This is a genomic window from Candidatus Allofournierella excrementavium (genome assembly GCF_048526665.1).
Classification (GTDB): Bacteria; Bacillota; Clostridia; order Oscillospirales; family Ruminococcaceae; genus Allofournierella_A; species Allofournierella_A excrementavium.
Map to the genome: position 1 here is coordinate 14,495 of NZ_DBGFPE010000035.1, position 24,011 is coordinate 38,505.

Below are 24,011 nucleotides of genomic sequence, written 5' to 3' on the forward strand. Positions count from 1 at the left end.
CGGGGCGGACGAAAACGCCCGCCCCGCTCCAAAGTTATTTTTTACAGATAGGCCGGCACGGCCTTCTCGCCCGCGGTCACCGGCTCTTCCAGAGCGGGCGCGGCGGGGGCGGCGGCTTCGTCCAGCCGCTCCTTGGCCACGCTGAGCATCAGTTTGATGCGGTTCTCCTGGTTCACCGGCGTGGCGCTGGGGTCGTAGTCGATGGGGGTGATGTTGGCGGTGGGATAGATGGCCCGGATGCGGCTGATCATGCCCTTGCCGCAGATGTGGTTGGGCAGGCAGCCGAAGGGCTGGGCGCAGACGATGTTCTCGTAGCCGCTGGTGACCAGCTCCACCATCTCGGCGGTGAGCAGCCAGCCCTCGCCCATCTTGTTGCCCCGGCTGATGATGCCGTCGGCCATGGTGCGCAGCTCCAAAAAGGGCGCGGGGGCGTGGAAGCCCGCCGCCTTCATGGCCGCGCCCGAGGCCCGCTCGATGCCGTCCATATACTTCAGCAGCGCTTCCGAGCCCCAGACGGCCGCCTTGGAGCCGCCGTAGAAGCGCACGGTGTCGCCCATGTTGCTGATGCAGTACTGCACAAAGCCCAAAAGGCCCGGCAGGTTCACCTCGCACCCTTCGCCGGCCAAAAATTCCTCCAGCCGGTTGTTGCCGAGAGGGGAATACTTGACGTAGATCTCGCCCACGACGCCCACCTTCACCTTGGGCACACGCTTTACGGGGATGGCGGCGTAGTCGGCGGCGATGACGGGGAACATCTTCTTCATCGCCCCCGCCGAGATATTGCGGCCGGCCAAAAAGTCCTCCCGCAGGCGGCCCAGCCACTTGTCGGTGAGGGCCTCGGCCGCGCCCTTTTCCGTTTCGTAGGGGGAGGTCTGGTTGCGCAGGGCCATCAGCAGGTCGCCGTAGACGATGGCCGCCAGCGCCATGCGCAGAAGGGGCAGGGTCATTTTGAAGCCCGAGTCCTTTTCAAGGCCCGAGAAGTTCAGGCTGGCCACCGGGATGTGGCCGTAGCCCGCGCGGGCCAGCGCCTTGCGCAGCAGGTGGATGTAGTTGGAGGCCCGGCAGCCGCCGCCCGTCTGGGTGATGAGCAGGGCGGTGTGGTCCAGGTCGTACTTGCCGCTGTTCAAGGCGTCCAGAAACTGGCCGATGACCAGCAGCGCCGGATAGCAGGTGTCGTTGTGGACGTATTTCAGGCCCAGCTGGGCCACCTGGCTGCCGCAGTTGCCCAAGATCTCGGTGCGGTAGCCCTCCTTTTCCAGCGCCGCCTGCAGCAGGGTGAACTGCACCGGGGCCATGTTGGGGATGAGGATGGTGTGGGTCTTTTTCATCTCCGGCGTAAAGCGCGGGTAGTTCATGGCGTTTTCCATCGTCTCATTCCCCCTTTCTGTCCTTTTCGTCCAGCGCGGCGAAGAGGCTGCGCAGACGGATGTTCACCGCGCCGAGGTTGGTGATCTCGTCGATCTTCAGCTGGGTGTACAGCTTGCCCCCCGCCTGCAGGATGCTGCGGGTCTCGTCGGTGGTGATGGCGTCCACACCGCAGCCGAAGCTCACCAGCTGCACCAGGTCCATGTCCGGCTGGGTGGTGCAGTATTTGGCCGCGGCGTAAAGCCGGGAGTGATAGGTCCACTGGTTGAGCACGGTGGTGGGGAATTTCTCCATGTGCCAGGCCACGCTGTCCTCGGTGACGACCGCCGCGCCGTGCTGGCAGATGAGGCCGTCGATGCCGTGGTTGACCTCCGGGTCCACATGGTAGGGCCGGCCCGCCAGCACGATGATGCGCTTGCCCGCCGCACGGGCGTCGGCGATGATCTGGGCGCCCTTGTCCCGCAGGCGCTGCATGTGGTCGTGATACTCGGCGTAGCCCAGGTCGGCGGCCTTTGCCACCTCTTCCTTGCTAATATCCTTAAAGTATTTTTTAAGGATAAAGTACATTTTGTTTTTAAAGTCCGCCGGGCGGTGCAGGCCCACGAAGTCGTTGATGAAGGGGATGTTTGCCAGCTCGGGGCAGTTGATCTCCAGCACTTCGGGGTAGTAGGCCACCACCGGGCAGTTATAGTGGTTGTCGCCCAGGTGCTCGTCGATGTTGTAGCTCATGCAGGGGTAGAAGATGGCGTCCACGCCCATCTCGCTCAGGGCCTTGATGTGGCCGTGGGCGAGTTTTGCGGGGAAGCACACCGTGTCGCTGGGGATGCTGGCCTGGCCGGCGGTGTAGAGCGCCCGGTCGGAGGCCGGGCTGGTGACGACGGCAAAGCCCAGACTGGTGAAGAAGGCGTGCCAGAAGGGCAGCAGCTCGTACATGTTCAGGCACAGGGGGATGCCGATGCGGCCCCGGGGGCCCTCCACCGGCTTGTAGCCCGCCAGCAGGTTCTGCTTGTAGCGGTAGAGGTTGAGGGTGTCGTCGCCGCCGGCGGCCCCGCCGCTCACCGGGTGCTCGCAGCGGTTGCCGCTGATGAGCCGCCGCCCGCCGGCGAAGGTGTTGATGGTGAGCTGGCAGTGGTTGGTGCAGCCGTTGCACTGCACGGTGCGGGTGGTCTGGCTGAAAGCCGCCAGTTCCTCGGGGCCCAGCACGGTGCTCTTCTGGCCGGGCTTAGCGGTGGCGCGGCCGTGGAGCGCCGCGCCGAAGGCGCCCATCAGGCCGGCGATGTCCGGCCGGATGACCTCCACGCCCATCTCCTTTTCAAAGGCGCGCAGCACCGCCTCGTTGTAGAAGGTGCCGCCCTGCACCACGATGTGGCGGCCCAGCTCCTCGGGGCTGGAGGCGCGGATGACCTTATAAAGAGCGTTCTTGACCACGCTGATGGACAGGCCCGCCGAGATGTTCTGGATGGACGCGCCGTCCTTCTGGGCCTGCTTGACGCTGGAGTTCATGAACACGGTGCAGCGGCTGCCCAGGTCCACCGGGCGGTCGGCAAAGAGGCCCAGGGCCGCGAATTCCTTCACGTCGTAGCCCAGCGCCTCGGCAAAGGTCTGCAAAAAGCTGCCGCAGCCGGAGGAGCAGGCCTCGTTGAGGAAGATGTCGCTGATGGCGCCGTCCTCAATTTTGAAGCACTTCATGTCCTGGCCGCCGATGTCGATGATGAAGTCCACCTCGGGCAGGAAATGGCGGGCGGCGGTGAAGTGGGCCACCGTTTCCACCACGCCGGCGTCGGCGTTGAAGGCGTGCTGGATGAGGGCCTCGCCGTAGCCGGTGGTGGTGACGCTGGCCACCTCCAGGCCCGGATGGTCGGCGTAGAGCTTTTGCAGCACTTCCTTCACCAGCGGCACCGGGTTGCCCAGGTTCGGCTGGTAGCTGGTGAAGAGCAGGTTGGCGTTCTGGTCGATGACAGCCAGCTTCACGGTGGTGGAGCCGGAGTCGATGCCGATGTGCACCGGGCCGCAGTCGGCCCCGAAGGGCACATGGGGCACGCTGGCTTTCAGGTGCCGGGCGTGGAAGGCCTCGTACTCCTCCTTGGAGGCGAAGAGGGGCGGCTCGCTGGCCCAGCTGCCGGAGGCGGCGTTGTGCTCCACCGCATCGGCCACCTGGGCCAGATTGAACTGCTTGTCGGCATAGAAGGCCGCGCCCAGCGCAACGAAGTGCAGGCTGTGGTCGGGGCACAGGCCCGTGACCCCCAGCGTTTTGTCAAAGGTCTGGCGCAGCACGCTATTGAAGGTGAGCGGCCCGCCCAGATACAAAATGTTGCCCTTGATGGCCCGCCCCTGGGCCAGGCCGGCGATGGTCTGGTTGACCACCGCGCCGTAGATGGAGGCGGCGATGTCCCCCGCCGCAGCGCCCTGGTTGATGAGGGGCTGGATGTCGCTCTTGGCGAACACGCCGCAGCGGCTGGCGATGGTGTAGGTGCGTTTTGCGGTGGCCGCGGCGGCGTTCAGCTCCTCCGGGCTCATCTTCAGAAGGGTGGCCATCTGGTCGATGAAAGCGCCGGTGCCGCCGGCGCAGCTGCCGTTCATGCGCACCTCGGTGCCGCCGGTGAGGAAGAGGATCTTGGCGTCCTCGCCTCCCAGCTCGATGATGACGTCGGTGCCCGGCGCGAGGCGCTTTGCCGCCACGCGGGTGGCGAACACCTCCTGCACAAAGGGCACGCCGCAGCTCTCGGCAAGGCCCATGCCCGCCGAGCCGGAGATGGCAAGCCAGGCGGTGCGCCCGCCCAGCTGGGTGTGCACCCGCTCCAAAATCTCCTTTGCTTTTTCGGTGATGTGGCTTCCGTGACGCTCGTAGGTGTCAAAAATCACCTCGTCCGCGTCGTTCAGAACCACACATTTGATGGTAGTGGAACCAATGTCCAGACCAACGCGCATTTGATCTCCTCTTTCTTTGATAAGACGCGCCCTGCCCCCGTGGCGAGGACGCGAAAACAGCAAAACAGTTTGATTATAACAGACAAATTTGAAAAATGTTTGAAGCTGGGGGATGTTGCCAGCTTTCTCACAGCGAACGGAACCCCTTGCCCACGATCTCGGAGGAATTCACGATGGTGAGGAAGGCGGTGGGGTCCGCCCGGCGCAGATGGTTGCGCAGGGCCACCGCCTGCCGCCGGGTGAGCACGGTGGTGAACACCTGTTCCTCTTTGCCGGTGTAGGCGCCGCGGGCGGTGTAGACCGTGGCGCTGCGGTTGAGCTTTTCCAGGATGAAGGCCTTCAGATCGTCGGGCCGGGAGGTGATGACGGTGATGACCTTGCGCTGGTTGAAGCCCTCGATCATGCTGTCCACCGCGAAGGCCTTGGCAAAGGTGCCCAGCATGCAGTACAGGCCGGTGGCGATGCCGTAGAGCCCGCCCGCCCACACGGCGATGGCCAGGTCGGACACCAGCAGCGCCCGCCCCACTTCCAGGCCGGTGTATTTGGAGAGGATCATGGCCACGATGTCGGTGCCGCCGGTGGAAGCGCCCACGTTGAACACGATGGCGCTGCCGATGGCGGGCAGGGCCACCGCGAAGCACAGCTCCAGCAGGGTGTCGTCGGTGAAGGGATGGGGCATGGGATATACCTTTTCCAAAAGCGACACGAAGGCGGACAGGGCGAAGGAGGAATAGATGGTCACGCCCATGGTCTTCGCGCCCAGAAACACAAGGCCCAGCGCCACCAGCGCGGCGTTGATGAGGAACAGCGCGCCGCCCACGTTCAGGGTGGGGAAGAGGCTTGCCAGGATGATGGACACGCCGCTGGTGCCGCCCATGGCGAAGTGGTTGGGGGTCTTGAACAGGTGGATGCCCGCCGCCGAGAAGAAGAGACCCAGGTTCAAAAGCAGCGCGTAAACGGCAAAATCTTTGGTGAGGAATCTCGGTTTGTGATGCATAGGATGCACGACCCGCTTTCTTTGTTTCGGTGGGCCGGGCGGGCGCAAAAACGCGCCAAAACCGCCCACTGCCCCAGTATCTGTAATAAAGTACCATACATCCCCCTTTTTTGTCAAACCCCGCGGGGCGGGGCGGCGTTTTCATATTGCAATCGAAGAAAAAATCCTGTAAAATAGTACAGATAATGGGATGCGGGCAGTTTTGCCCGCGTCCGGACAGTTTTCGAGGAGGGGCAAGCCCATGGAAAAGCCCAGCAATTTTCTCACCGAGATCATCGACGCGGACCTGGCCGAAGGCCGGGTGAAAGAGATCCACACCCGTTTCCCGCCGGAGCCCAACGGCTACCTGCACATCGGCAGCGCCAAGGCCATCTGGATCAACTGGGGCATCGCCCAGGCCTACGGCGGCAAGTTCAACCTGCGCTATGACGACACCAACCCCGTGCGCGAAGACGACGAGTACGTCAAGAGCATCGAGGAGGACCTGCGCTGGCTGGGCGCCATCCCCAACGGCGGCATCTACTACGGCAGCGATTACTTCGAGCAGTGCTACCAGTACGCCGAGCAGCTCATCAAGGAGGGCAAGGCCTACGTGTGCGACCTCTCCCGCGAGGAGATGCAGGAGTACCGGGGCACTTTGACCGAGCCGGGCCGGCCCAGCCCCTGGCGCGACCGCTCGGTGGAGGAGAACCTGGACCTCTTCCGCCGCATGCGCGCCGGCGAGTTCGCCGACGGCAGCCGCACCCTGCGGGCCAAGATCGACATGGCCAGCCCCAACATGAACATGCGCGACCCGGCCATCTACCGCATCGTGCGGGCCCACCACCACCGCCAGGGCGACGCGTGGTGCATCTACCCGCTCTACGACTTCGCCCACCCCATCCAGGACGCCATCGAGGGCATCACCCACAGCATGTGCAGCCTGGAGTTCGAGAACCACCGGCCTCTGTACGAGTGGGTCATCGACAACCTGCATCTGGGCCCCTTCCCCATCCAGCGTGAGTTCGCGCGGCTGAACGTGTCCAACACGGTGATGAGCAAGCGCTATCTGCGGGAACTGGTGGAAAAGAACATCGTGGACGGCTGGGACGACCCCCGCATGCCCACCCTGTGCGGCCTGCGCCGCCGGGGCTACACCCCCTCCAGCATCTTCGAGTTTGTGAAGAAGGCGGGCGTTTCCAAGGTGTACAGCCTGGTGGACTACCGCCTGCTGGAGCACTGCCTGCGCACCGAGCTGGAGCTTTCCGCCCCCCGGCGCATGGCGGTGACCGACCCCATCAAGCTGACCATCACCAACTACCCCGCCGGCAAGGTGGAGTACTTCGACATCCCCAACAACCCCAACAAGGCGGCGAACGACGACTCCACCCGCAAGGTGGCCTTCTCGGGTGAATTGTACATCGAGCGCAGCGACTTTGCCCAGGTGCCCCCGCCCAAGTTCCAGCGCCTCAAGCCGGACGGCGAGGTGCGTCTGATGGGCGCCTACATCGTCAAGTGCAACGAGGTCATCCTGGACGAAGCCGGCGAGGTGGCCGAACTGCGCTGCACCGCCGACCTTGAGACCGGCAACGGCATGCCCGCCGACGGCCGCAAGGTCAAGGGCACCATCCACTGGGTCAGCGCGGCCCACGCGGTGGACGCGGAAGTTCGCCTTTACGACAAGCTGTTCACCCAGGAGAACATGGGCGATCTGCCCGAGGGCGCGGACTACAAGGACTACCTGAACCCCGAGAGCGTGAAGGCGCTGCCCGGCGCGAAACTCGAGGCCGCTCTGGCGGACGCAAAGCCCGGCGATACCTTCCAGTTCGTGCGCATGGGCTACTTCACCGCCGACTCCAAGAACCCCGGCGTTTTCAACCGTGCGGTGACCTTGAAGGACAGCTTCTCCAAGACCCTGGAACAGAAATAAATTTTTCACGCGGCAAGGCCCCGGCGCACCAGCGCCGGGGCCTTTCTTTATCCTGCGCGGCGGGCCCGCTTTTCGGGGACGCGCCGCGCTTTTTCGTTTTTCAGGCGGGCTGTTCGGTCTGGGCCGCCTCCCGGACGCGGATGCGCCGGCGCAGCCAGCCGCCCTGGAGGTAGTAGGCCAGGAAGAACAGGCTGGTGAGGGACCAGCTGATGGGGTAGCAGGCCAGCGCGCCGATGAGGGTGTGCCAGACGGTGGCCACCACGGTGAGCACCCAGAGGATGCGGGTGACGCACACGCCGATGCTGGTCATGATCATGGGGATGAGCGAGTCGCCCGCGCCGCGCACCGAGCCGCTGAGGATCTCGATGAGCACGTAGGTGGGCCAGAAGGGCACCACGTAGTGCAGGATCTCCACGCCCTGCCGGATGACCAGCGCGTCCTGCACGAAGAGGCGGAACAAAGCGCTGCCGAAGGCCAGGGTGACGGCCATCAGAAGGCCGGTGGCCACAAAGGCCATCAGGGCGCACTGGCGCACCCCCTTCTTCACCCGGTCGTACTGGCCCGCGCCGAAGTTCTGGCCCACGAAGGTGGTGATGGACAAACCGAAGGAGTTCATGGTCATCCAGAAGATGCTGTCGATCTTGCCGTAGGCGGTGTAGGCGGCCACCACGTCGGTGCCGAAGCTGTTGATGGAGGTCTGCACCACGCTGTTGGAAAGAGAATACATCACCGACTGCAGCCCCGCGGGCAGGCCGATGCGCACGATCTTTTCCACCATTTCCTTGTCCAGCTGCAGATAGGCGGGCACAAAGCGGTAGCAGGCGGTGGTGTGGGTGAGGCTCATCACCGTCATGCCCGCCGACACGCACTGGCTGGCCACGGTGGCCAGCGCCGCGCCGGCCACGCCCATGCCCAGAATGGCCACCAGCACCATGTCCAGCACGATGTTGGTCAGGCTGGCGCAGATGAGGAAGTAGAGCGGGCGCTTGGAGTCGCCCACCGCCCGCAGGATGCCGGTGCCCATATTATAAATGAGGCTGGGCACCATGCCCAGAAAGCAGATGCGCAGATAGAGCACCGCGTCCTCCATCACGTCCGCCGGGGTGTTCATGATGGAAAGGGCCCAGCGGCTGGCGGCAAGGCCGATGAGCATGATGCCCACGCCGCCCAGCAGAGCCATGGCCATGGCGGTGTGCACCGCCCGCTGCACCTGCGCGCCCTGGCGCGCGCCGTAGTACTGGCTGATGACCACCGAAGCGCCGCTGGCCACGCCCACAAAGAAGCCCACCAGCAGGTTCTGCACCACCGCCGTGGTGCCCACCGCCGCCAGGGCTCCCTTGCCCACAAAGTTGCCCACGATCACCGCGTCGGCGGTGTTGTAGAGCTGCTGGAAAAATGTTCCGAACCAGATGGGGAAGAAGAACAGCAGAAGCTGCTTCCAGATGACCCCTCCGGTGATGTTGTTGTTCATTCCCACACCCTCCAAAATCAAGAAAAGCGGCGGCCTTTGGCGCATCCGGCGCACGAAAGGTCTCCACTGCACTATCACGATACTTCAGCCGCCCGCGTTTGTCAATAGGGGCGCGGGCCCTGCGAGAAAATTTTGTGACGGCGGGCAAAGGGGGTGGCCCGGCGCTCTTTGTTATGTTATACTGAATATGTATGGACATCACGGGGCGCGGCCCGCTTTTGCGCGCCCTTCTGAGGAGGCATTTCATTATGAGTTTTGTGTGGTTGCTGTGGGGCCTTTGCGCCCTGGTGCTGCTGGTGCTGGCGCTCATCGCCGCGGCAGCGGTGCGCGCGGCGCGGATGAAACCCACCGGCGCGGTGAAGGCGCAGTTCCCCGAGGCGGACATGGCCCGGGCGCAGAAATACGCCGAGGGCCTTGCGGACCTTGTGCGCTGCGAGACGGTGTCCTTCCGGGGGCAGACGGACCGGCGCAAGTTCGCCGCCTTCCACAAGGTGCTGCGGCGCACCTTCCCCAAGCTGCACCGCACCGCCGAGATCATTGAACTGGACGGAAGCCTGCTTTACAAGATCACCGGCACCGCCCCCGGCCAGAAGCCGCCCATCCTGCTGATGAGCCACCAGGACGTGGTGGCCGCCGAGGGCGAATGGCCCCACGAGCCCTTCTCCGGCGACATTGCCGACGGCGCGGTGTGGGGCCGCGGCACGGTGGACACCAAGGGCAGCCTGTTCTGCATCATGCAGTCGGTGGAAGAGCTGCTGGCCAGCGGCTGGAAGCCGGAGTGCGACGTGTACATCGCCTCCAGCTGCACCGAGGAGTGGAGCGGCGACGGCGCCCCCGCCACCGCCGCATGGCTGAAAGAGCACGGCGTGCACCTCGGCCTTCTGCTGGACGAGGGCGGCATGATCATGGAAGGCCCCATGGCCGGGGTGCGCGGGCGCTACGGCATGGTGGGCGTGGTGGAAAAGGGCTACGCCGACGTGAAGCTGGTTGCCAAGGACGACGGCGGCCACGCCAGCGCCCCGGGCCGCAACACCGCCCTGGTGCGGCTTGCCAAACTGATGTGCCGGGTGGAAAAGCACTATCCCTTCCGGGCCCGTTTTTCGCCCACCCTGCGGGAGATGTTCCGCCGCATGGCCCCCAACATGAAGTTCGGCATGCGGCTGGTGCTGGGCAACCTGTGGCTGTTTGAGCCGCTTTTGTGCTTTGTGCTGCCCCGGGTGAACCACATGGCGGGCGCGATGATGCGCACCACCTGCGCCTTCACCACCGCCAAGGGCTCCGACGGGCTGAACGTGCTGCCCCAGGAGGCCTATGTCACCGCCAACATGCGCTGCATCCCCCACCAGCCCACCGACGAGAGCATCGCCATTCTGGCGAAGCTGGCGAAGAAGTACGGCGTGGAGGCGGAGGTCATCTATCAGGACGCGGTGCCCCCCGTGGCGGACTATCACGCCGCCCCCTTCAAGCTGCTGGAAAAGACGATGGCCAAGGTCTACCCCGGCTACGACGTCTGCCCCTACATCATGACCGGCGGCACCGACGCCCGCTTCTATAAGGAAGTCACCGACAACGCCCTGCGCTTTGCCCCGCTGGAGATCAACCACCAGCAGCACGCCAGCATCCACGCCGCGGCGGAGAACCTGTCGGTGCTGGCTCTGCCCCCGGCAGTGGACTTCTACAAGCAGCTGCTGGAGAGCTACTGCACCCTGGAGGAGGGCCGCCGCCCCGAGGCCAAAAAGCCCGCCGCCCGCCGCGCCGCCAAGAAAGCCGCGCCGGTGAGCGAGCCCGAGGCCCCGGCCGCGCCTGAAGCCGCTCCCGAGGCTCCTGTCACCGCCCCCGAAGCCTCCGCCGCACCGGCGGAAAATGCCGCCGCCCCCGCGGTGAGCGAGGCGGCCCCCGCAGAGGGCGAGGCCGCCCCGGCCAGGAAACCGGCTGCCAAAAAGCCGGCGGCCAGAAAGCCCGCCGCGAAGAAGGCCGCCCCCAAGAAGGCGGAGGAGGGCAGTGAGGCCGGCGAAGGCGGCGAAGCCGCCCCGGCGAAAAAGCCGGCTGCCAAAAAGCCCGCGGCCCGCAAGCCCGCCGCGAAGAAGGCCGCGCCGAAAGCGGCTGCTGAAGCGCCCGCCGAGCCTGCCCCCGCCGAGGGGACAAGCCCCGCCGAGGCCCCGGCCGCGCAGGCCGAAGCTGCGGAACCGGCCACCGTCTGAGCGCGGCGGCTGTCAAACCGACAAAACAAGACCCGGGACCCCAACGAGCGTTGACCGCTCAACGGGGTCCCGGGCCTTTTTGTTTTGAACCGTATGCCCTGTGGCGGGCAGCGTTTCCGCCCTCAAAAATCAGCGGTGCAGTATCTCCCGGCGGATGATGGCAAGGGCTTTGTCCTCGCCTTCGTCCCGCACCAAAAGCAGCATCTTTTCCAGCAGGGCGCGGGTGTTCGGATGGAGGATATAGTGGTCCCGCCCGCGCTGGTAATACTCCCAGGCGGAGGCGGCGGTGTAGTCCTCCTTCAGATACACCCGGCTGGCGGCCAGCCGGTCGCAGAGCATCTCCGCCACGCACTTCACCGGCATCTCGTTGCCGATGAGTCTGCCGGTGCCCGCCGGGTCGTAGTCGATCCAGTATTCCAGATGGTGGCGGTTGCGGCCCTTGTGGTGCAGCCAGGCGGTGCTGCAGCCCTCGGCTTTGCGCTGGGCGTCGTTGGGGCTGCGGTCGCCCTGGAAGTACTTCACGCCCACCCAGAACTCCGCCGGGCTGTATTTGGAGAGGTCATGGCAGAGGCCCTGGCGCACAAGGCCCAGCCGCCGGCAGTAACAGAACACCAGCCACTTGTGATAGGTGATGGTGGTCAGGTGCCCCCAGAACCTGCCAAGGGGGCCCCGCCGCTTCGCTTCGTCCCTCACAGGGTCTGCTTGGCCTGCTCTTTCATCTTGCGGCTGCCCAGATGCACCAGGGGCAGCTTGCCCTCGGCGCAGATGGGGCACTCCTCAGGCAGATAGTTGGGCAGGTCCAGCTTGGCGGCGCTGGCCACGATGGGGATGGGGCTGGGCGCGTCCGCCTTGGTGCGGTCCACCACGCAGGCGATGCCCAGGCACACGCCGCCGGCCTCTTCGATGACCCGCTTGGTCTCCAGGCTGGAGACGCCGGTGGTCACCACGTCCTCGGCGATGATGCAGCGCTCGCCGGGTTTGATGGAAAAGCGCTTCAGGGTCATCACGTTGTCCACCCGCTCGGTGAAGATGGCCCGCTTGCCCAGCTGGCGGCCCAGCTCGTAGGCGTAGACGATGCCGCCCATGGCGGGGCCCACCACCACGTCCACGTTCAGCTCCTTCAGCTTTTCCGCCACGGGAGCCATCACCGCGGCGCACTTGTCGGGGTACTGCTGCAGGTAGGCCATCTGGCAGTAGGCGCTGGAATGGCGGCCGCTGCTCAGCAGGAAATGGCCTTCCAGAAAGGCCTCGCACTCTTTCAGAATTTCCACTGCGTTGCTCATGGTTGTCGTTCTCCTTTGTTTTGTTTTCAGGTTTCAGCCGCGGGCACAGCCGCGGATCTCGTCCAGGTTTTTCACCCCGTGGCGGTCCATCCACTGGCCGATCTCGGCGGTGATGCGCCCGCCGGCCCGGGGGTCCATGAAGTTGGCGGTGCCCACCTGCACGGCGGCGGCGCCGGCCATGATGAATTCCAGCGCGTCCGCGCCGGTGGTGATGCCGCCCAGACCGATGACCGGCACATCCACCGCGCCCACCGCCTGCCACACCATGCGCAGGGCGATGGGTTTGACGGCGGGGCCGCTGAGGCCGGCGAAGAGATTGTTGAACACCGGCTTGCGGCGCTCGATGTCGATGGCGCAGGCCTGGAAGGTGTTCACAAGGCTCAGCGCGTCCGCGCCGGCCTCCACGCAGGCTTCGGCCATGCGGGCGATGTCCTCCGCCTGGGGGCTGAGTTTCACCACCAAGGGCTTTTTGCACACCGCCTTCACCCGGCTGACCACCTCTTTGGCGCTGTCCGGCCGGATGCCGTAGGCGATGCCGCCCTGCTTGACGTTGGGGCAGCTGATGTTCAGCTCGATGAAGTCCACGGCGGTCTCGCTGAGCAGCTGCGCGCCTTCCTCGTAGTCCTCGATGCAGCTGCCGCCCAGGTTCGCGAACACCGCGGTGCCCAGGGTCAGCATCCGGGGCAGCTCTTCCGCGATGAAGTGGCGCACGCCGGGGTTCTGCAGGCCGATGGAGTTGATGAGGCCCGCCGGGGTCTCATAGAGGCGCTCGCCCTCGTTGCCGTACTTGCCGTTCAGGGTGAGGCCTTTGGAGCAGATGCCGCCCAGAACGCTCAGATCGTACATGTCGGCGTATTCCTCGCCGAAGCCGAAGGTGCCGGAGGCCGGGATGACCGGCCCGGCCAGCCGCTTGCCCAGAAAATCCACATGCAGGTCGCTCACTGGCCGAACACCTCCTTCGAATCGAACACAGGGCCGTGCTTGCACACGCTCCTGGCCCCTTCCGTGGTGTGGCAGGTGCAGCCGAGGCAGGCGCCCACGCCGCAGGCCATCTTCTTTTCAAGGCTGACAAGGCACTTCACGCCCGCCGCCTCGCACTTGGCGGCCACCGCCTTCATCATGGGTTCGGGGCCGCAGCAGAGCACCAGGTCGTACTCCTCCGGGTGGAGGATGCCGGTGACCAGGCCGTGGTAGCCCACCTTGCCGCTGTCGGTGGCAACATGCACCCGGCCGCAGAGGGGCGTAAAGCGCTCCAGGCCGTAGGGCTCGTCCCGGAAGCCGGTGTAAAGGTCCGGCTTTTTGCCCGCGGCGGCCAGCTCCTTCACCAGCTGGTAGAGGGGCGCGGTGCCGATGCCGCCGCCCACCACCGCCACCTTTCCGGCGGACGCGGCGGCGGCCGCGTCAAAGCCGTTGCCGGAGGGGCCGGTGAGCAGCAGGGTGTCGCCGGGCAGCAGAGCCGCCAGCAGGCGGGTGCCCTGGCCCCGCACCTCGTAGAGGAATTCCAGCGTGCCGGTGGCCGCGTCCCAGCTGTGGACGCTGATGGGGCGGCTCAAAAGGGGAGCCGCCGTGTCCGGCCAGCAGCGCAGCATGAAGAACTGCCCGGCGTGGGGGGCTTTGTCCGCCCGGGGCCACGCCACCGCCAGAAGGCGGATGTTCGGCGCAACGGTGGTATGCGCCAGCACCTTCACCTCACAGGCTGTTGCAGGCATGGGCAATGGCCTCCTTCATCTTGATGCACTCGTTGCGGGCCGCCTCGTCGAAGGCCACGCCGGGCTGCTTCTTGTAGGCCAGCAGCACCGCGCGGCTGGAGTTCACCACGCCGCCGTTGCTGTGCTTGTCCAGATAGCGGGCGATGTCGTCGGCGGTGCCGCCCTGGGCGCCGTAGCCGGGGATGAGGAAGAAGCTGTCCTCATAGCGGGCGCGGATCTCCGCGGCCTCCTCGATGTGGGTGCCGCCGATGACGAGGCCCAGGCTGGAGTAGCCCTTCTCGCCCATGCACTCGCCGCCCAGCTCGTGGAGCTTGTCGCCCACCATGTCGTAGACGTGGCGGCCGTCGGCCAGCTTCTCGTACTCAAAGTCCTTCGCGCCGGGGTTGGAGGTGCGCACCAGCACGAACAGGCCCTTGCCCGCGCCGGTGACGTAGGGCAGGTAGGGGCGGATGGAATCCAGACCCATGTAGGGGGCCAGGGTGATGAAGTCGGCCTCAAAGTCGCCCTCGAAGTGGGCCTTGGCGTACATCTCGGCGGTCTTGGCGATGTCGCCCCGCTTGATGTCCGCGATGACCGGCATGCCGGCGGCCTTCACGTAGTCCAGGGTCTCCTTGTAGGCGCGGATGCCGTCCAGCCCTAAGCTCTCATAGTAGGCGATCTGCACCTTGAAGCAGCCCGCCACGTCCTTGGTGGCGTCCACAACGGCCTTGTTGAACCGCACGATGTTCTCGCCGGCGGTCAGCTCCGCCTTGGCAAAGCCCTCCGGCAGGTAGGAAAAGTCGGTGTCCAGGCCCACGCACACCGGGCCGCGGGCGGCCACTGCCTCGTACAGCTTGTCCATGTTGGTCATCATAATGTTCCGCTCCTTTTAATAATTGTATTATGTGAATTGAATATAACGCTTTGTATTCACCGTTTCCAGGTGACTTTGCCGCCTTTGATGGTCAGGTCCACCCGGCCGAAGAGCTGCGCGCCGTCGTAGGGGCAGTTGTGGCTCTTGGAGTGGAGGGCGTTTTTGTCCACGGTGTAGGGGGTGTCCAGCTCCACCAGGGCCAGGTCCGCCGCATAGCCGGGCAGCACCCGGCCGTGGCCGGCAAGGCCCAGGATCTCGGCGGGGGCGGTGCTCATCAGCTCCGCCAGCCGGGCCAGGGGCAGGCCCTTTTCCCTGCACAGTTTGGTGTAGCACACGCCGAAGGCGGTCTCCAGGCCCACCATGCCCGCGGCCCCGGCGGCCTTTTCCTCGTCGGTGTGGGGGGCGTGGTCGGTGGCGATGGCGTCCACCACGCCGAGGCGGATGGCCTCGATGAGGGCGTCCACGTCCTCGGCCTTGCGGATGGGCGGGTTCACCCGGTAGTCGGTGTCCGCGAACCACAGGTGGTGGGGGGTGACCTCGCAGGTGACCGGCACGCCCTTCCACTTGGCCGCGCCGATGGCCTCCACCGCCTCTTTGGTGCTCACGTGGCACATGTGCAGCCGCGTGCCGTAGTATTCGCTCAGGTGCAGGTTGCGCACCGTCTCGATGTTCTCCGCCAGCCGGTAGTCCCAGGGGGAGATGTCCATGTCCTCGGCGTGGCTCATAATGGTGAGGCCCCGCTGGGCGGCGATGGCGAAGGCTTTGGCCATCACGTTGCCGGACTGCACGCCCTTGCCGTCCTCGGTGATGAACTTCAGGTCCTCCGGCAGGGTCTTGAGGTGGTCCAGGGTGTGGCCGTCGAAGTTCTGGGTGATGCTCACCGTCTGGTTCGCGGCGCACAGGCCGATGCGCTCGGCCTCGGCCATCACGCTGTGGGCGATGTCCGCCGAGGAGCAGACGGGCTTTGTGTTGGGCATCAGGTTCACGAAGGTGTAGCCCCCCGCCGCGGCGGCGGCGGAGCCGGTGGCGATGTCCTCCTTGTACTCAAAGCCGGGGGTGCGCCAGTGGCAGTGCAGGTCCACGAAGGCGGGCAGCACCGTGCGGCCGGCGCAGTCCAGCACCTCTTCGCCGTCGGCGGCGAGGTCCAGGCCCATGGCGGCGATGAGGCCGTCCTTCAGCAGCAGGTCCACCGGCTGGCCCGAGGCAAGGCGGGCGTTTTTCAGCAGCATGCGCGGTTCGCTCCTTTCCATATCCCGCGGCCGCAGGGGCCGGGTTTTTGGGTAAAAAAAAACTTTTCCCCCGAAAAGGAAAAGTCAAAGAAAAAACGCAGAAAAAACACGGGCCCGCAAATCAAAAACCCAATGCTGTGCAAATCGGTGGGTCATTGCGTGCCGGCCCCTTTCCCTGCGTGTTAAATCGTCTAATAATAGCATACTTTTTACTGTGCGTCAAGCTTGCCCGCCGCCCCTTGCGCCGGGCGGCGCTTTGCGCTACACTGTGAACAGCGCCCGGGGCCCCCGGGCGCGGAGAGGAGCTTTTTTGCGATGAAACGACTGCTTTTGCTGTTTGCCTGCCTTTTGATGCTGGCGGGGTGCGCCGGCCAGCCGGCGGCGCCCTCCCTGCCCGCCGCAACGCCCGCGCCCACCGCCGTGCCCGAACCCACCGCCACGCCGGACCCGGAGGCCGCCTGGGCCGAGGCCGCCGCGGCTTTTCGGGAATGGCTGCCCTCCCAGCCGGGCTTTGAAAACTTCTCCTTCGCGGTGCAGGAGGGCTTTCCCTACCTCATCTGCGTGAACCGGGCGGCCAGCTGCGTGACGGTGTATGCCGACGACGGCGCGGGCAGCTACTCGGCGCCCTACATGGCCATGGTGTGCAGCGGCGGCGAGGACACGCCCACCGGCAGCTTTTCCACCCCGGTGAACTACGACTGGCGGCTGCTCTCCGGCCCCTGCTACGGCCAGTACGCCACCCGCATCGACGGGCCCTATCTCTTCCACAGCGTGCCCTACTACACCCAGCACAAGGACGATCTGGAGTACGACCAGTTCAACCAGCTGGGCACCCCCGCCTCGCTGGGGTGCATCCGGCTGGCGGTGGTGGACGTGCGCTGGATCTACGAAAACTGCCCCATCGGCACGCCGGTGGTCATCTATGACGACGCGGAGAACCCCGGCCCCATGGGCAAGCCGGAGACGCTGTACATCGACCCGGCGGACGAGACGCTTCGCGGCTGGGACCCCACCGACCCCGACCCGGCCAACCCCTGGGACGACAGCTATCTGGACGGCACCGCCATCCGCAGCCGGGCGGCGGCCACTGACTGGGAGGCCTTTAAGAACAGCGAGGCCTTCACCCAGAACCTGACCCCCACCGACCTGCAGGGCTGGAGCCATGACAGCTCCATCGAGGGCACACGGGGGTAAGCACGGCAGCGAAGGACCGCCGCCCCGCACAAAACCAAACAGCCCGCAGGGCCCGGAAAGACCGGGCCCTGCTTTTTTGCAAAAAAATCCGTCTTCCCTTGAAGAAAGCGCCGGCCGCGGCTCGTCTTTTTGTTCAGAAACAGAAAACGCCCGGCGAAAACAGTGAACGGTTTGCCCGCTGGCGACGAACAAGAAGAAACGGGCGGCTGTTTTTCTGCCCGGCGTTTTGAGAAATGAAGAGGAGTCGATGAGGGATGAGCAGGATCATATCATTTTTAGGCCGGCATAAAAAGGCGCTGGTCGCGCTGGCGGTGCTGGCGGCGGCGGGCGCGTTCGGCTGGGTGCGGATGAGCCGCGCGGCCCAGGCCGCGCAAAAGGCGGCGGCCCAGCAGGTGCAGACCTTCACGCTGGAAAAGGGGGACCTGAGCCGGACTTTGAGCGTGAGCGGGAGCATCCAGTCCGCCCGGGTGACCGAGGTGGCCGCAGCCCAGACCTACCCGGTGGCCGAGGTGCTGGTGAGCGAGGGTGACGTGGTGGCCGAGGGCGATGTGCTCGCCACGCTGGACACCACCGACCTGGACGCCCAGATCAAGGTCCAGCAGGAGGCGGTGGCCGCGGAACAGCGCCAGAACGAGCTGAGCGTTTCCCAGGCCCAGCGCCGCCTTGAGGACGCGCGCAACCAGAAGGCCATCGACGAAGAGGCCACCGCCGACTGGGACCAGGCCGAGCGGGACGCAAAGCTCCGGCAGGACAGTCTGGCCATCGAGGACGCCCAGGATGTGCTGGTGAACGCGGTGACGGCGGCGGACGCCCCCAGCGCGGCGGCGCAGCAGCTCAAAACCCTGCAAAACGCCAAAAAACAGTGCACCGTCACCGCCCCCTGCTCCGGCACCGTCACCCAGGTGAAGGCCGTGGCGGGCGGCGCGGCGGGGGCCATCGCCACCATCGAGGACCAGAGCGCGCTGGAGGCGCTGCTCACCGTGCGGGAATACGACATCAACCAGCTGGCGGTGGGCCAGAGCGTGACCCTCACCTCCGGCGCGAAGGATGTGTTCCACGGCGCCGTCGCCTGGATCGCCCCCAAGGCCACCGTGAACGAAAACGGCGAGGCCTGCTATGAGGTGAAGGTCTCGGTGGACGACGCCACCGGGGCGCTGCGGCTGGGCATGACCGCCAAGGCCAAGGTGCTGCTGGAAGAGAAGAAGGGCGTGTTCAGCGTGCCGCTGGATGCGGTGGGCGTGGATGAAAACGGCGCGCCGGTGGTCTACCAGAAAACCACCGACGGGGAGGGCAATGTGACCTTTGTCCCCGTGCCGGTGACCACCGGCATGGAGACCGACCTGTCGGTGGAGGTGAGCGGCGAGGGCCTGACCGAGGGCATGGAGCTGCGCAGCCTGGCCGACCCGGAGGCGATGCAATGAGCGGTGAAAAGCAGCCCATCATCCGGCTGAGGGGCATCGTGAAGAGATTCTACATCGGCCAGCCCAACGAGCTGGAGATCCTGCACGGCATCGACCTGGACGTGAACGAGGGCGAGTTCGTGGCGATCGTGGGCGAGTCCGGCAGCGGCAAGTCCACCCTGATGAACATCGTGGGCGCGCTGGACAAACCCACCCAGGGCAGCTACCTGCTGGACGGCATCGACATGACCGCCGCGAAGGACGGCGAGCTCTCCGCCCTGCGCTGCCGCAAGATCGGGTTCGTGTTCCAGACCTTCAACCTCATCGGCCGCACCAGCGCGCTGAAAAACGTGGAGCTGCCCATGCTGTACAACGGGGTGGGCGCGGCAAAGCGCACCGCCCGGGCCAAGGAACTGCTGGAACTGGTGGGCATGGAAAAGCGGATGGACCACCAGCCCAACGAGCTTTCCGGCGGGCAGAAGCAGCGGGTGGCCATTGCCCGGGCAATGGCCAACGACCCGGCGGTGCTGCTGGCGGACGAGCCCACCGGCGCGCTGGATTCCGCCACCGGCCGGGTGGTGATGGACCTGTTCCACAAGCTGCACAAAGAGCAGGGCAAGACCATCCTGCTCATCACCCACTCCCGGGAGCTGGCCGCCGAGTGCGGGCGCATCATCACCATCCGGGACGGGCGCATCACCGGCGAAGCGAAAGGGGGCGGGGCGCTGTGATCTGGGAAAACATCAAGCTGGCCCTGGGCGGGCTGCGCAGCAACAAGATGCGGACGCTGCTCACCATGCTGGGCATCATCATCGGCATCGGCTCGGTCATCGCCATCGTCACCGTGGGCAACTCCCTCACCAGCTCGGTGAGCGAGAGCCTTGTGGCCATGGGCGGGAACAACCTGCAGCTGAGCGTGGACCCCCGCCCGGACGAAAACGGCGACTACATCGGCAACTACGGTTACATGGAAAGCGACCTGCTCAGCGATGAGATGCTGCAGGCGTATCGGGAGCGCTTTGCCCGGCAGATCAAAGCCGTGGTGCTCACCGAGAGCTGGGGCGCGGGCCGGATCCAGCAGGGGGCAAACACCGCGAAGGTGAACATCACCGGCGTGAACCAGGGCTACTTCGACGCGGGCAAGTGCGAGCTGGCGGCGGGCCGGGCCCTGAACGAAGCGGACCAGGAGGGCGCGCGGCAGGTGGCGCTGGTGAGCGACCTGCTGGTGGAGAACCTGTTCGGCGGCGACGCGCAGGCCGCTCTGGGCCAGACCATCGAGGTGACGGGCCCCGACGGCGGGGTGAACGAGTTCTCCATCGCGGGCGTTTACGTCTACCAGACCATGGGCCCGCTGCTGGGCGGCGGCACAGTGAACAAAAACACCACCACCGACCTGTATCTGCCCCTCGCCACGGTGCACGAGATGGAGGGCATCGCCTCCGGCGGCTATTTCGGGTGCGAGGTGGCGCCCGCCGCCGGCGTGGACGCGGACGCTTTTCAGACGCGCAGCGAGCAGTTTTTTGAGGAGCGCTTTTACAAAAACAACGAGCAGTTCCAGGTCACCGTGTACAACCTGCAGAACGAGATGAGCTCCATCACCAGCGTGCTGGGCACCATCTCCCTGGCCATCGGGGTGATCGCGGGCATCAGCCTGCTGGTGGGCGGCATCGGCGTGATGAACATCATGCTTGTGAGCATCACCGAGCGCACCCGGGAGATCGGCATCCGCAAGGCCCTGGGCGCTTCCAACGGGGCCATCCGCACCCAGTTCATCGTGGAGTCGGTGGTCATCTGTCTGGTGGGCGGCGCGCTGGGCATCCTGGTGGGCTTTGGCCTGGGCAGCCTGGGGGCTTCCCTCATCGGCGCGCCCGCCCGGGCGGACCTGGGCACGGTGCTGGTGGCGGTGGGCTTCTCCATGGGCATCGGCGTGTTCTTCGGCTATTACCCCGCCAACAAGGCCGCCAAACTGGACCCCATCGAGGCGCTGCGCTACGAATGAGCGGGCCGGAGGCCGTCAGCCCGCCATCTCCTCCATCGCCTCGCGGGCGGTGTCGGCGCTGAACAAAAAGCTGCCGCTGAGGGTGTAAACTTCCACGTGGCTGCCCACATAGCGAATCTCGTACTCCATTTTTCATGCCCGCCTTTCTGCGTTCCTGCGTTTCGCGGGGGGCTTTTCCCCCGCCCGATGCTATCAGTATAGGCGAATATAGGTACGATAATCGGGATTTTGAACGCCGGCGGAAAAATTTTCCGCCGAACGGAAAGAGGGCCGCCCCCGGGTTTTCCGGGGGCGGCCCTACTGTTTTGGTTTAGGCGGCTCACTCGGTCTTTTGATAGACCGCTTCGATCTCCGCCACATACATGGTGTGATAGTCCTTTTCGGGGTACCAGCGCTCGTCGGCGTCGCAGCCGGGGGCAAAGCCCGCCGGGTCCAGCTGCTGCGTGTAGAGGGTGCGGCACACCAGCACCGTCTCGGCCTGGGTGAAGGCGGGCGCGCCGTCGAAGTCGCACACCTCAAAGCCCACCTTCGCGATCTTGTCCTCGTCCCGGCCGCTCACCCGGCCCAGATAGGCCAGGTCCGCCCGGTGCTCCTCGCCGTAGAAGCTGAGGGTGAAGCGGCCGGCGGCGTCCACGAATTCCTTGGTGAAGCGCTGGGGCCGCAGGAACACGAAGGCCACGTCCTTCCCCCACATCACCCCCATGCCGCCCCAGCTGGCGGTCATGGTGTTCACCCGGCCCTCTTTTTCGGCGCTCACCAGCATCCACTGGCGGCCGATCATGGCAAAGGGCTCAGCGTGCAGGTCACAAAGCTCGATCTTTTCAAAGGACATCTCTCATCACACTCTGCTTTCTGTCTGTATCTTGTGGGGCACCGGACGGCCCTTGCCGCCGCCCCGGTACCGGTCATAGCAATACTGGATGATGGCGCCCCGCTTGACGATGCCGATGAAGCTGCGCTTGTCGTCCAGCACGGGCACAAAGTTCTGGTTCATGGCGGCGGCCACCAGTTCGTCCATCTGGGTGTTCACCGTCACGGGCAGATAGTCCCGCTTGCGGGGGATGGCCTTGATGGGGATCTCCTCCGCGTTCTCGATGCGGATGCCCTGATTCTTGATGGCCCACAGCAGGTCGCCCTCGGTCATGGTGCCCACATACTCCCCCTTGCGGTTGAGCATGGGGATGGAGGAATAGCGGTGATACTCCATTTTTTCCAGAGCCTGCCGCAGTGTAAAATCGTCGTACAAAAAAGCCACGTCCTGTTTGGGTGTGAGGAAAAACAGGATGTTCACGCGCAAGACCTCTTTTCTGAAGCGCGGAGCGCTTCGTCATTCTTTTGTTACCTTTATTATACCACGCCCGGGCCCGGCGAGTGTGAAGAACTTGTTAAACCCGGGGGGAGAATTTTTCGCCCGGTGCGGCGCGAAACGGGCCGTTCCCCTTTTAAAATATCCGTTTCTATGGTAGAATAGAACACGACTATCCCATTCTGTGACCTGAAAGGAGGCCGCATTTTGCCCTTTGCAAAACGAGCCGCCGCGCTGGCGCTGGCGGCCTGCCTTTTCCTGACCGGGTGCGGCGCGCAGCCCGAGGCCGACTCCGCCCCCGCGCCCAGCCCCACCCCCACGCCCGCCGCTGCCGCCAACTCGGATAAGCTGGTGCTGGGCTACACCCCCGGCGACGGGTTCAACCCCTTCCTCACCGGCTCCACCCTGGTGCGCCAGAACGCGGGGCTTCTGTTTGAAAAGCTGGTGGAGATCGGGCCGGACATGTCCATCGTCTACCGGCTGGCCAGCAGCATCGACGTGCTGGACCTGCAGGCGGTCATCCACATCCGGGGCGGCGCCACCTTTGCCGACGGCACCCCCGTCACCGCCGAGGACGCCGCCGCCAGCATCGAGGCCGCCCGCACCAGCCCCCTTTACAGCGGCCAGCTGGCCAACGTGACCAAGGTGGAAGTGAGCGACGGGGCCGTGGTGTTGACCCTGGCCCAGCCGGACTCGCTGTTCAGCTATCTGTGCGACATCCCGGTGCTGAAGGCCTCGGAGGTCGCCTCCGCGAACCCCACCTCCAGCGGCCGCTACATTTACAGCGAGGGCGCGCTGGTGGAAAACACCCGCTGCCTCTTTGCCGAGGACGGCCAGCCCGAGGAGATCGGCCTTGCCGAGGTGAGCAGCTACAACGAGATGGTCTCGGGCCTCACGGTGGGCACGCTGAACCTCTACCAGACCAGCGAGCTGAACGATTCGCCCTCCGGCGTTGCCAGCTCCCTGAGCTACTACCGCACCAACAACCTCATCTTCCTGGGGGTGAACGCCGCCGCGGCCCAGGACAACACCATGCTCGCGCCCCTTCTGGGCACCGCCGCCGGGCGCGGGCTGCTGAGCCAGATCATCGACCGGCGCATCCTGGCGGAAAAGGGCTACTACTCCCGGGCCTATCCCGCCACCGGGGCCATCAACAGCTTCTACCCCTGCGTGCTGGCCCAGCAGGTCATCCTGCCGGAGGCCCAGCTGGACGAGGATTCGGCCCGCGCGTCGCTGGCGGCGCTGGGCTACACCGAAAACGCCATGGACGGCTTCTTCTACACCGCCGACGGCCAGAAGCTGACGGTGCGCCTTTTGGTCTACAGCGGCAACACCTACAAGCGCTATGCCGCCAGCCTGCTGGCGGACCAGCTGGAGGCGGTGGGCGTTGCGGTGACGCTGGAACAGGCGGATGATTTTGAAGTTTTCCGCGAAAAAGTGCTTTTGGGCGATTTTGACCTGTACATCGGCGAGGTCAAGTTGTATAATAATATGGATATGAGCCCGTTTATGGAGGGCGGCGGCGCCAGCGCCGGCATCGTGCAGAGCGAAACGCTCACCGCGGCCTACAACGCCTTCCGCGGCAACATGAGCGCCGCGGGCGCCTACGAGGCGGCCTTTGCCGCCGAGATGCCCTTTGTGCCTCTTCTGTGGCGCAACGGCACCGTGGTGCACACCCGCAGCATCGACGGACTCACGTCCTCCATCAGCAATGTGTTCTATTCGTTGGGGCAGCTTCGGTTTGCCTCCGAAGACTCTTAACCGAACAGGAGGTTGTTTGTATGATCACCTTGCAAAATCCGCTGGGCACCATCAGCATGAACGCCGACTACTTCGCCGAACTGGTCAGCCTTGCGGCCCGCAGCTGCTACGGCGTGGCCGGCATGGCCACCGGCGGCGCCCACGACGACTTCAAAAGCCTGTTCTTCGGCAGCGATTTCCCCGAGAAGGGCGTGCGGGTGACCCAGAGCGACGGCAAGCTCACCATCGAGCTGCACATCAAGGTGGGTTACGGGCTGAACATCGCCACCATCGTGCAGAGCATCACCCACAAGGTCAAGCACGAGGTGGAGAACGCCACCGGCCTGAAGGTGGAGCGCATCGAGGTCTCTGTTGACGACATCGTGGCCGACTGACGGCCCTTCCCGCCGCCCGTGAAGGCGGACCC

Annotated in this window: 20 protein-coding genes; 8 read left to right on the forward strand and 12 right to left on the reverse strand. The window is 65.3% G+C overall.

What is annotated here, in order from left to right:
* Window positions 1-41 precede the first annotated feature (41 nt).
* The 3 genes from ACMI1Q_RS08360 to ACMI1Q_RS08370 form a co-directional block, all read right to left on the reverse strand.
* Entirely contained in the window at window positions 42-1,367 is a 1,326-nt protein-coding gene (locus ACMI1Q_RS08360; RefSeq protein WP_419503443.1) for a 2-hydroxyglutaryl-CoA dehydratase, read from the reverse strand.
* Between the two features lie 4 nt (window positions 1,368-1,371).
* Window positions 1,372-4,293: an acyl-CoA dehydratase activase gene (locus ACMI1Q_RS08365; RefSeq protein WP_419503444.1), complete on the reverse strand. Its 2,922-nt coding sequence runs from the start codon at window positions 4,291-4,293 to the stop codon at window positions 1,372-1,374.
* A 127-nt stretch (window positions 4,294-4,420) separates the two neighbouring features.
* Window positions 4,421-5,236: a YitT family protein gene (locus ACMI1Q_RS08370; protein WP_419503445.1), complete on the reverse strand. Its 816-nt coding sequence runs from the start codon at window positions 5,234-5,236 to the stop codon at window positions 4,421-4,423.
* A gap of 295 nt (window positions 5,237-5,531) precedes the next feature.
* Here ACMI1Q_RS08370 and ACMI1Q_RS08375 point away from each other — a divergent pair, with 295 nt between their 5' ends.
* The gene (locus tag ACMI1Q_RS08375; RefSeq protein WP_419503446.1) at window positions 5,532-7,199 is read left to right on the forward strand and encodes a glutamine--tRNA ligase/YqeY domain fusion protein; all 1,668 of its coding nucleotides are present in this window, start codon (window positions 5,532-5,534) and stop codon (window positions 7,197-7,199) included.
* A 100-nt stretch (window positions 7,200-7,299) separates the two neighbouring features.
* Here ACMI1Q_RS08375 and ACMI1Q_RS08380 read toward each other — a convergent pair whose 3' ends face one another.
* Window positions 7,300-8,670: an MATE family efflux transporter gene (locus tag ACMI1Q_RS08380; protein WP_419503447.1), complete on the reverse strand. Its 1,371-nt coding sequence runs from the start codon at window positions 8,668-8,670 to the stop codon at window positions 7,300-7,302.
* 248 nt (window positions 8,671-8,918) lie between these two features.
* Between ACMI1Q_RS08380 and ACMI1Q_RS08385 the strand changes: the two genes are divergently transcribed.
* Complete coding sequence (locus ACMI1Q_RS08385; RefSeq protein WP_419503448.1) at window positions 8,919-10,871, forward strand: M20/M25/M40 family metallo-hydrolase; 1,953 nt, start codon at window positions 8,919-8,921, stop codon at window positions 10,869-10,871.
* 129 nt (window positions 10,872-11,000) lie between these two features.
* Here ACMI1Q_RS08385 and ACMI1Q_RS08390 read toward each other — a convergent pair whose 3' ends face one another.
* From ACMI1Q_RS08390 to ACMI1Q_RS08415, 6 genes are read right to left on the reverse strand one after another with little or no spacing between them, the layout of a single operon-like run.
* Window positions 11,001-11,564, reverse strand: coding sequence for a DUF5662 family protein (locus tag ACMI1Q_RS08390; protein WP_419503449.1), 564 nt, complete (start codon window positions 11,562-11,564; stop codon window positions 11,001-11,003).
* Window positions 11,561-12,154, reverse strand: a complete 594-nt coding sequence (pyrE, locus tag ACMI1Q_RS08395; protein WP_419503450.1) for an orotate phosphoribosyltransferase — start codon at window positions 12,152-12,154, stop codon at window positions 11,561-11,563. Before pyrE ends, ACMI1Q_RS08390 begins: the two co-directional genes overlap by 4 nt.
* Window positions 12,155-12,187: 33 nt before the next feature.
* The gene (locus ACMI1Q_RS08400) at window positions 12,188-13,096 is read right to left on the reverse strand and encodes a dihydroorotate dehydrogenase (RefSeq protein ID WP_177522053.1); all 909 of its coding nucleotides are present in this window, start codon (window positions 13,094-13,096) and stop codon (window positions 12,188-12,190) included.
* The gene (locus ACMI1Q_RS08405) at window positions 13,093-13,863 is read right to left on the reverse strand and encodes a dihydroorotate dehydrogenase electron transfer subunit (protein ID WP_419503451.1); all 771 of its coding nucleotides are present in this window, start codon (window positions 13,861-13,863) and stop codon (window positions 13,093-13,095) included. The genes ACMI1Q_RS08400 and ACMI1Q_RS08405 overlap by 4 nt, the downstream gene beginning before the upstream one ends.
* On the reverse strand, window positions 13,844-14,713 hold the full coding sequence (gene pyrF, locus ACMI1Q_RS08410) for an orotidine-5'-phosphate decarboxylase (protein WP_330056291.1): 870 nt from the start codon (window positions 14,711-14,713) through the stop codon (window positions 13,844-13,846). The genes ACMI1Q_RS08405 and pyrF overlap by 20 nt, the downstream gene beginning before the upstream one ends.
* A 59-nt stretch (window positions 14,714-14,772) precedes the next feature.
* Window positions 14,773-15,945, reverse strand: a complete 1,173-nt coding sequence (locus tag ACMI1Q_RS08415) for a dihydroorotase (protein WP_419503540.1) — start codon at window positions 15,943-15,945, stop codon at window positions 14,773-14,775.
* Between the two features lie 315 nt (window positions 15,946-16,260).
* Here ACMI1Q_RS08415 and ACMI1Q_RS08420 point away from each other — a divergent pair, with 315 nt between their 5' ends.
* From ACMI1Q_RS08420 to ACMI1Q_RS08435, 4 genes are all read left to right on the forward strand, one after another.
* Entirely contained in the window at window positions 16,261-17,139 is an 879-nt protein-coding gene (locus ACMI1Q_RS08420) for a L,D-transpeptidase (protein ID WP_419503452.1), read from the forward strand.
* Between the two features lie 254 nt (window positions 17,140-17,393).
* Window positions 17,394-18,560, forward strand: a complete 1,167-nt coding sequence (locus ACMI1Q_RS08425; RefSeq protein ID WP_419503453.1) for an efflux RND transporter periplasmic adaptor subunit — start codon at window positions 17,394-17,396, stop codon at window positions 18,558-18,560.
* Entirely contained in the window at window positions 18,557-19,270 is a 714-nt protein-coding gene (locus tag ACMI1Q_RS08430) for an ABC transporter ATP-binding protein (protein ID WP_419503454.1), read from the forward strand. The genes ACMI1Q_RS08425 and ACMI1Q_RS08430 overlap by 4 nt, the downstream gene beginning before the upstream one ends.
* Window positions 19,267-20,538, forward strand: a complete 1,272-nt coding sequence (locus ACMI1Q_RS08435; RefSeq protein ID WP_419503455.1) for an ABC transporter permease — start codon at window positions 19,267-19,269, stop codon at window positions 20,536-20,538. The genes ACMI1Q_RS08430 and ACMI1Q_RS08435 overlap by 4 nt, the downstream gene beginning before the upstream one ends.
* Window positions 20,539-20,857: 319 nt before the next feature.
* Here ACMI1Q_RS08435 and ACMI1Q_RS08440 read toward each other — a convergent pair whose 3' ends face one another.
* Entirely contained in the window at window positions 20,858-21,370 is a 513-nt protein-coding gene (locus ACMI1Q_RS08440; RefSeq protein WP_419503456.1) for a flavin reductase family protein, read from the reverse strand.
* Window positions 21,371-21,376: 6 nt separating this feature from the next.
* Complete coding sequence (locus tag ACMI1Q_RS08445) at window positions 21,377-21,829, reverse strand: CBS domain-containing protein (RefSeq protein ID WP_330057064.1); 453 nt, start codon at window positions 21,827-21,829, stop codon at window positions 21,377-21,379.
* Window positions 21,830-22,051: 222 nt separating this feature from the next.
* Here ACMI1Q_RS08445 and ACMI1Q_RS08450 point away from each other — a divergent pair, with 222 nt between their 5' ends.
* Complete coding sequence (locus tag ACMI1Q_RS08450) at window positions 22,052-23,605, forward strand: ABC transporter substrate-binding protein (RefSeq protein WP_419503457.1); 1,554 nt, start codon at window positions 22,052-22,054, stop codon at window positions 23,603-23,605.
* A 20-nt stretch (window positions 23,606-23,625) separates the two neighbouring features.
* Complete coding sequence (locus ACMI1Q_RS08455) at window positions 23,626-23,979, forward strand: Asp23/Gls24 family envelope stress response protein (RefSeq protein WP_177521775.1); 354 nt, start codon at window positions 23,626-23,628, stop codon at window positions 23,977-23,979.
* Window positions 23,980-24,011 lie beyond the last annotated feature (32 nt).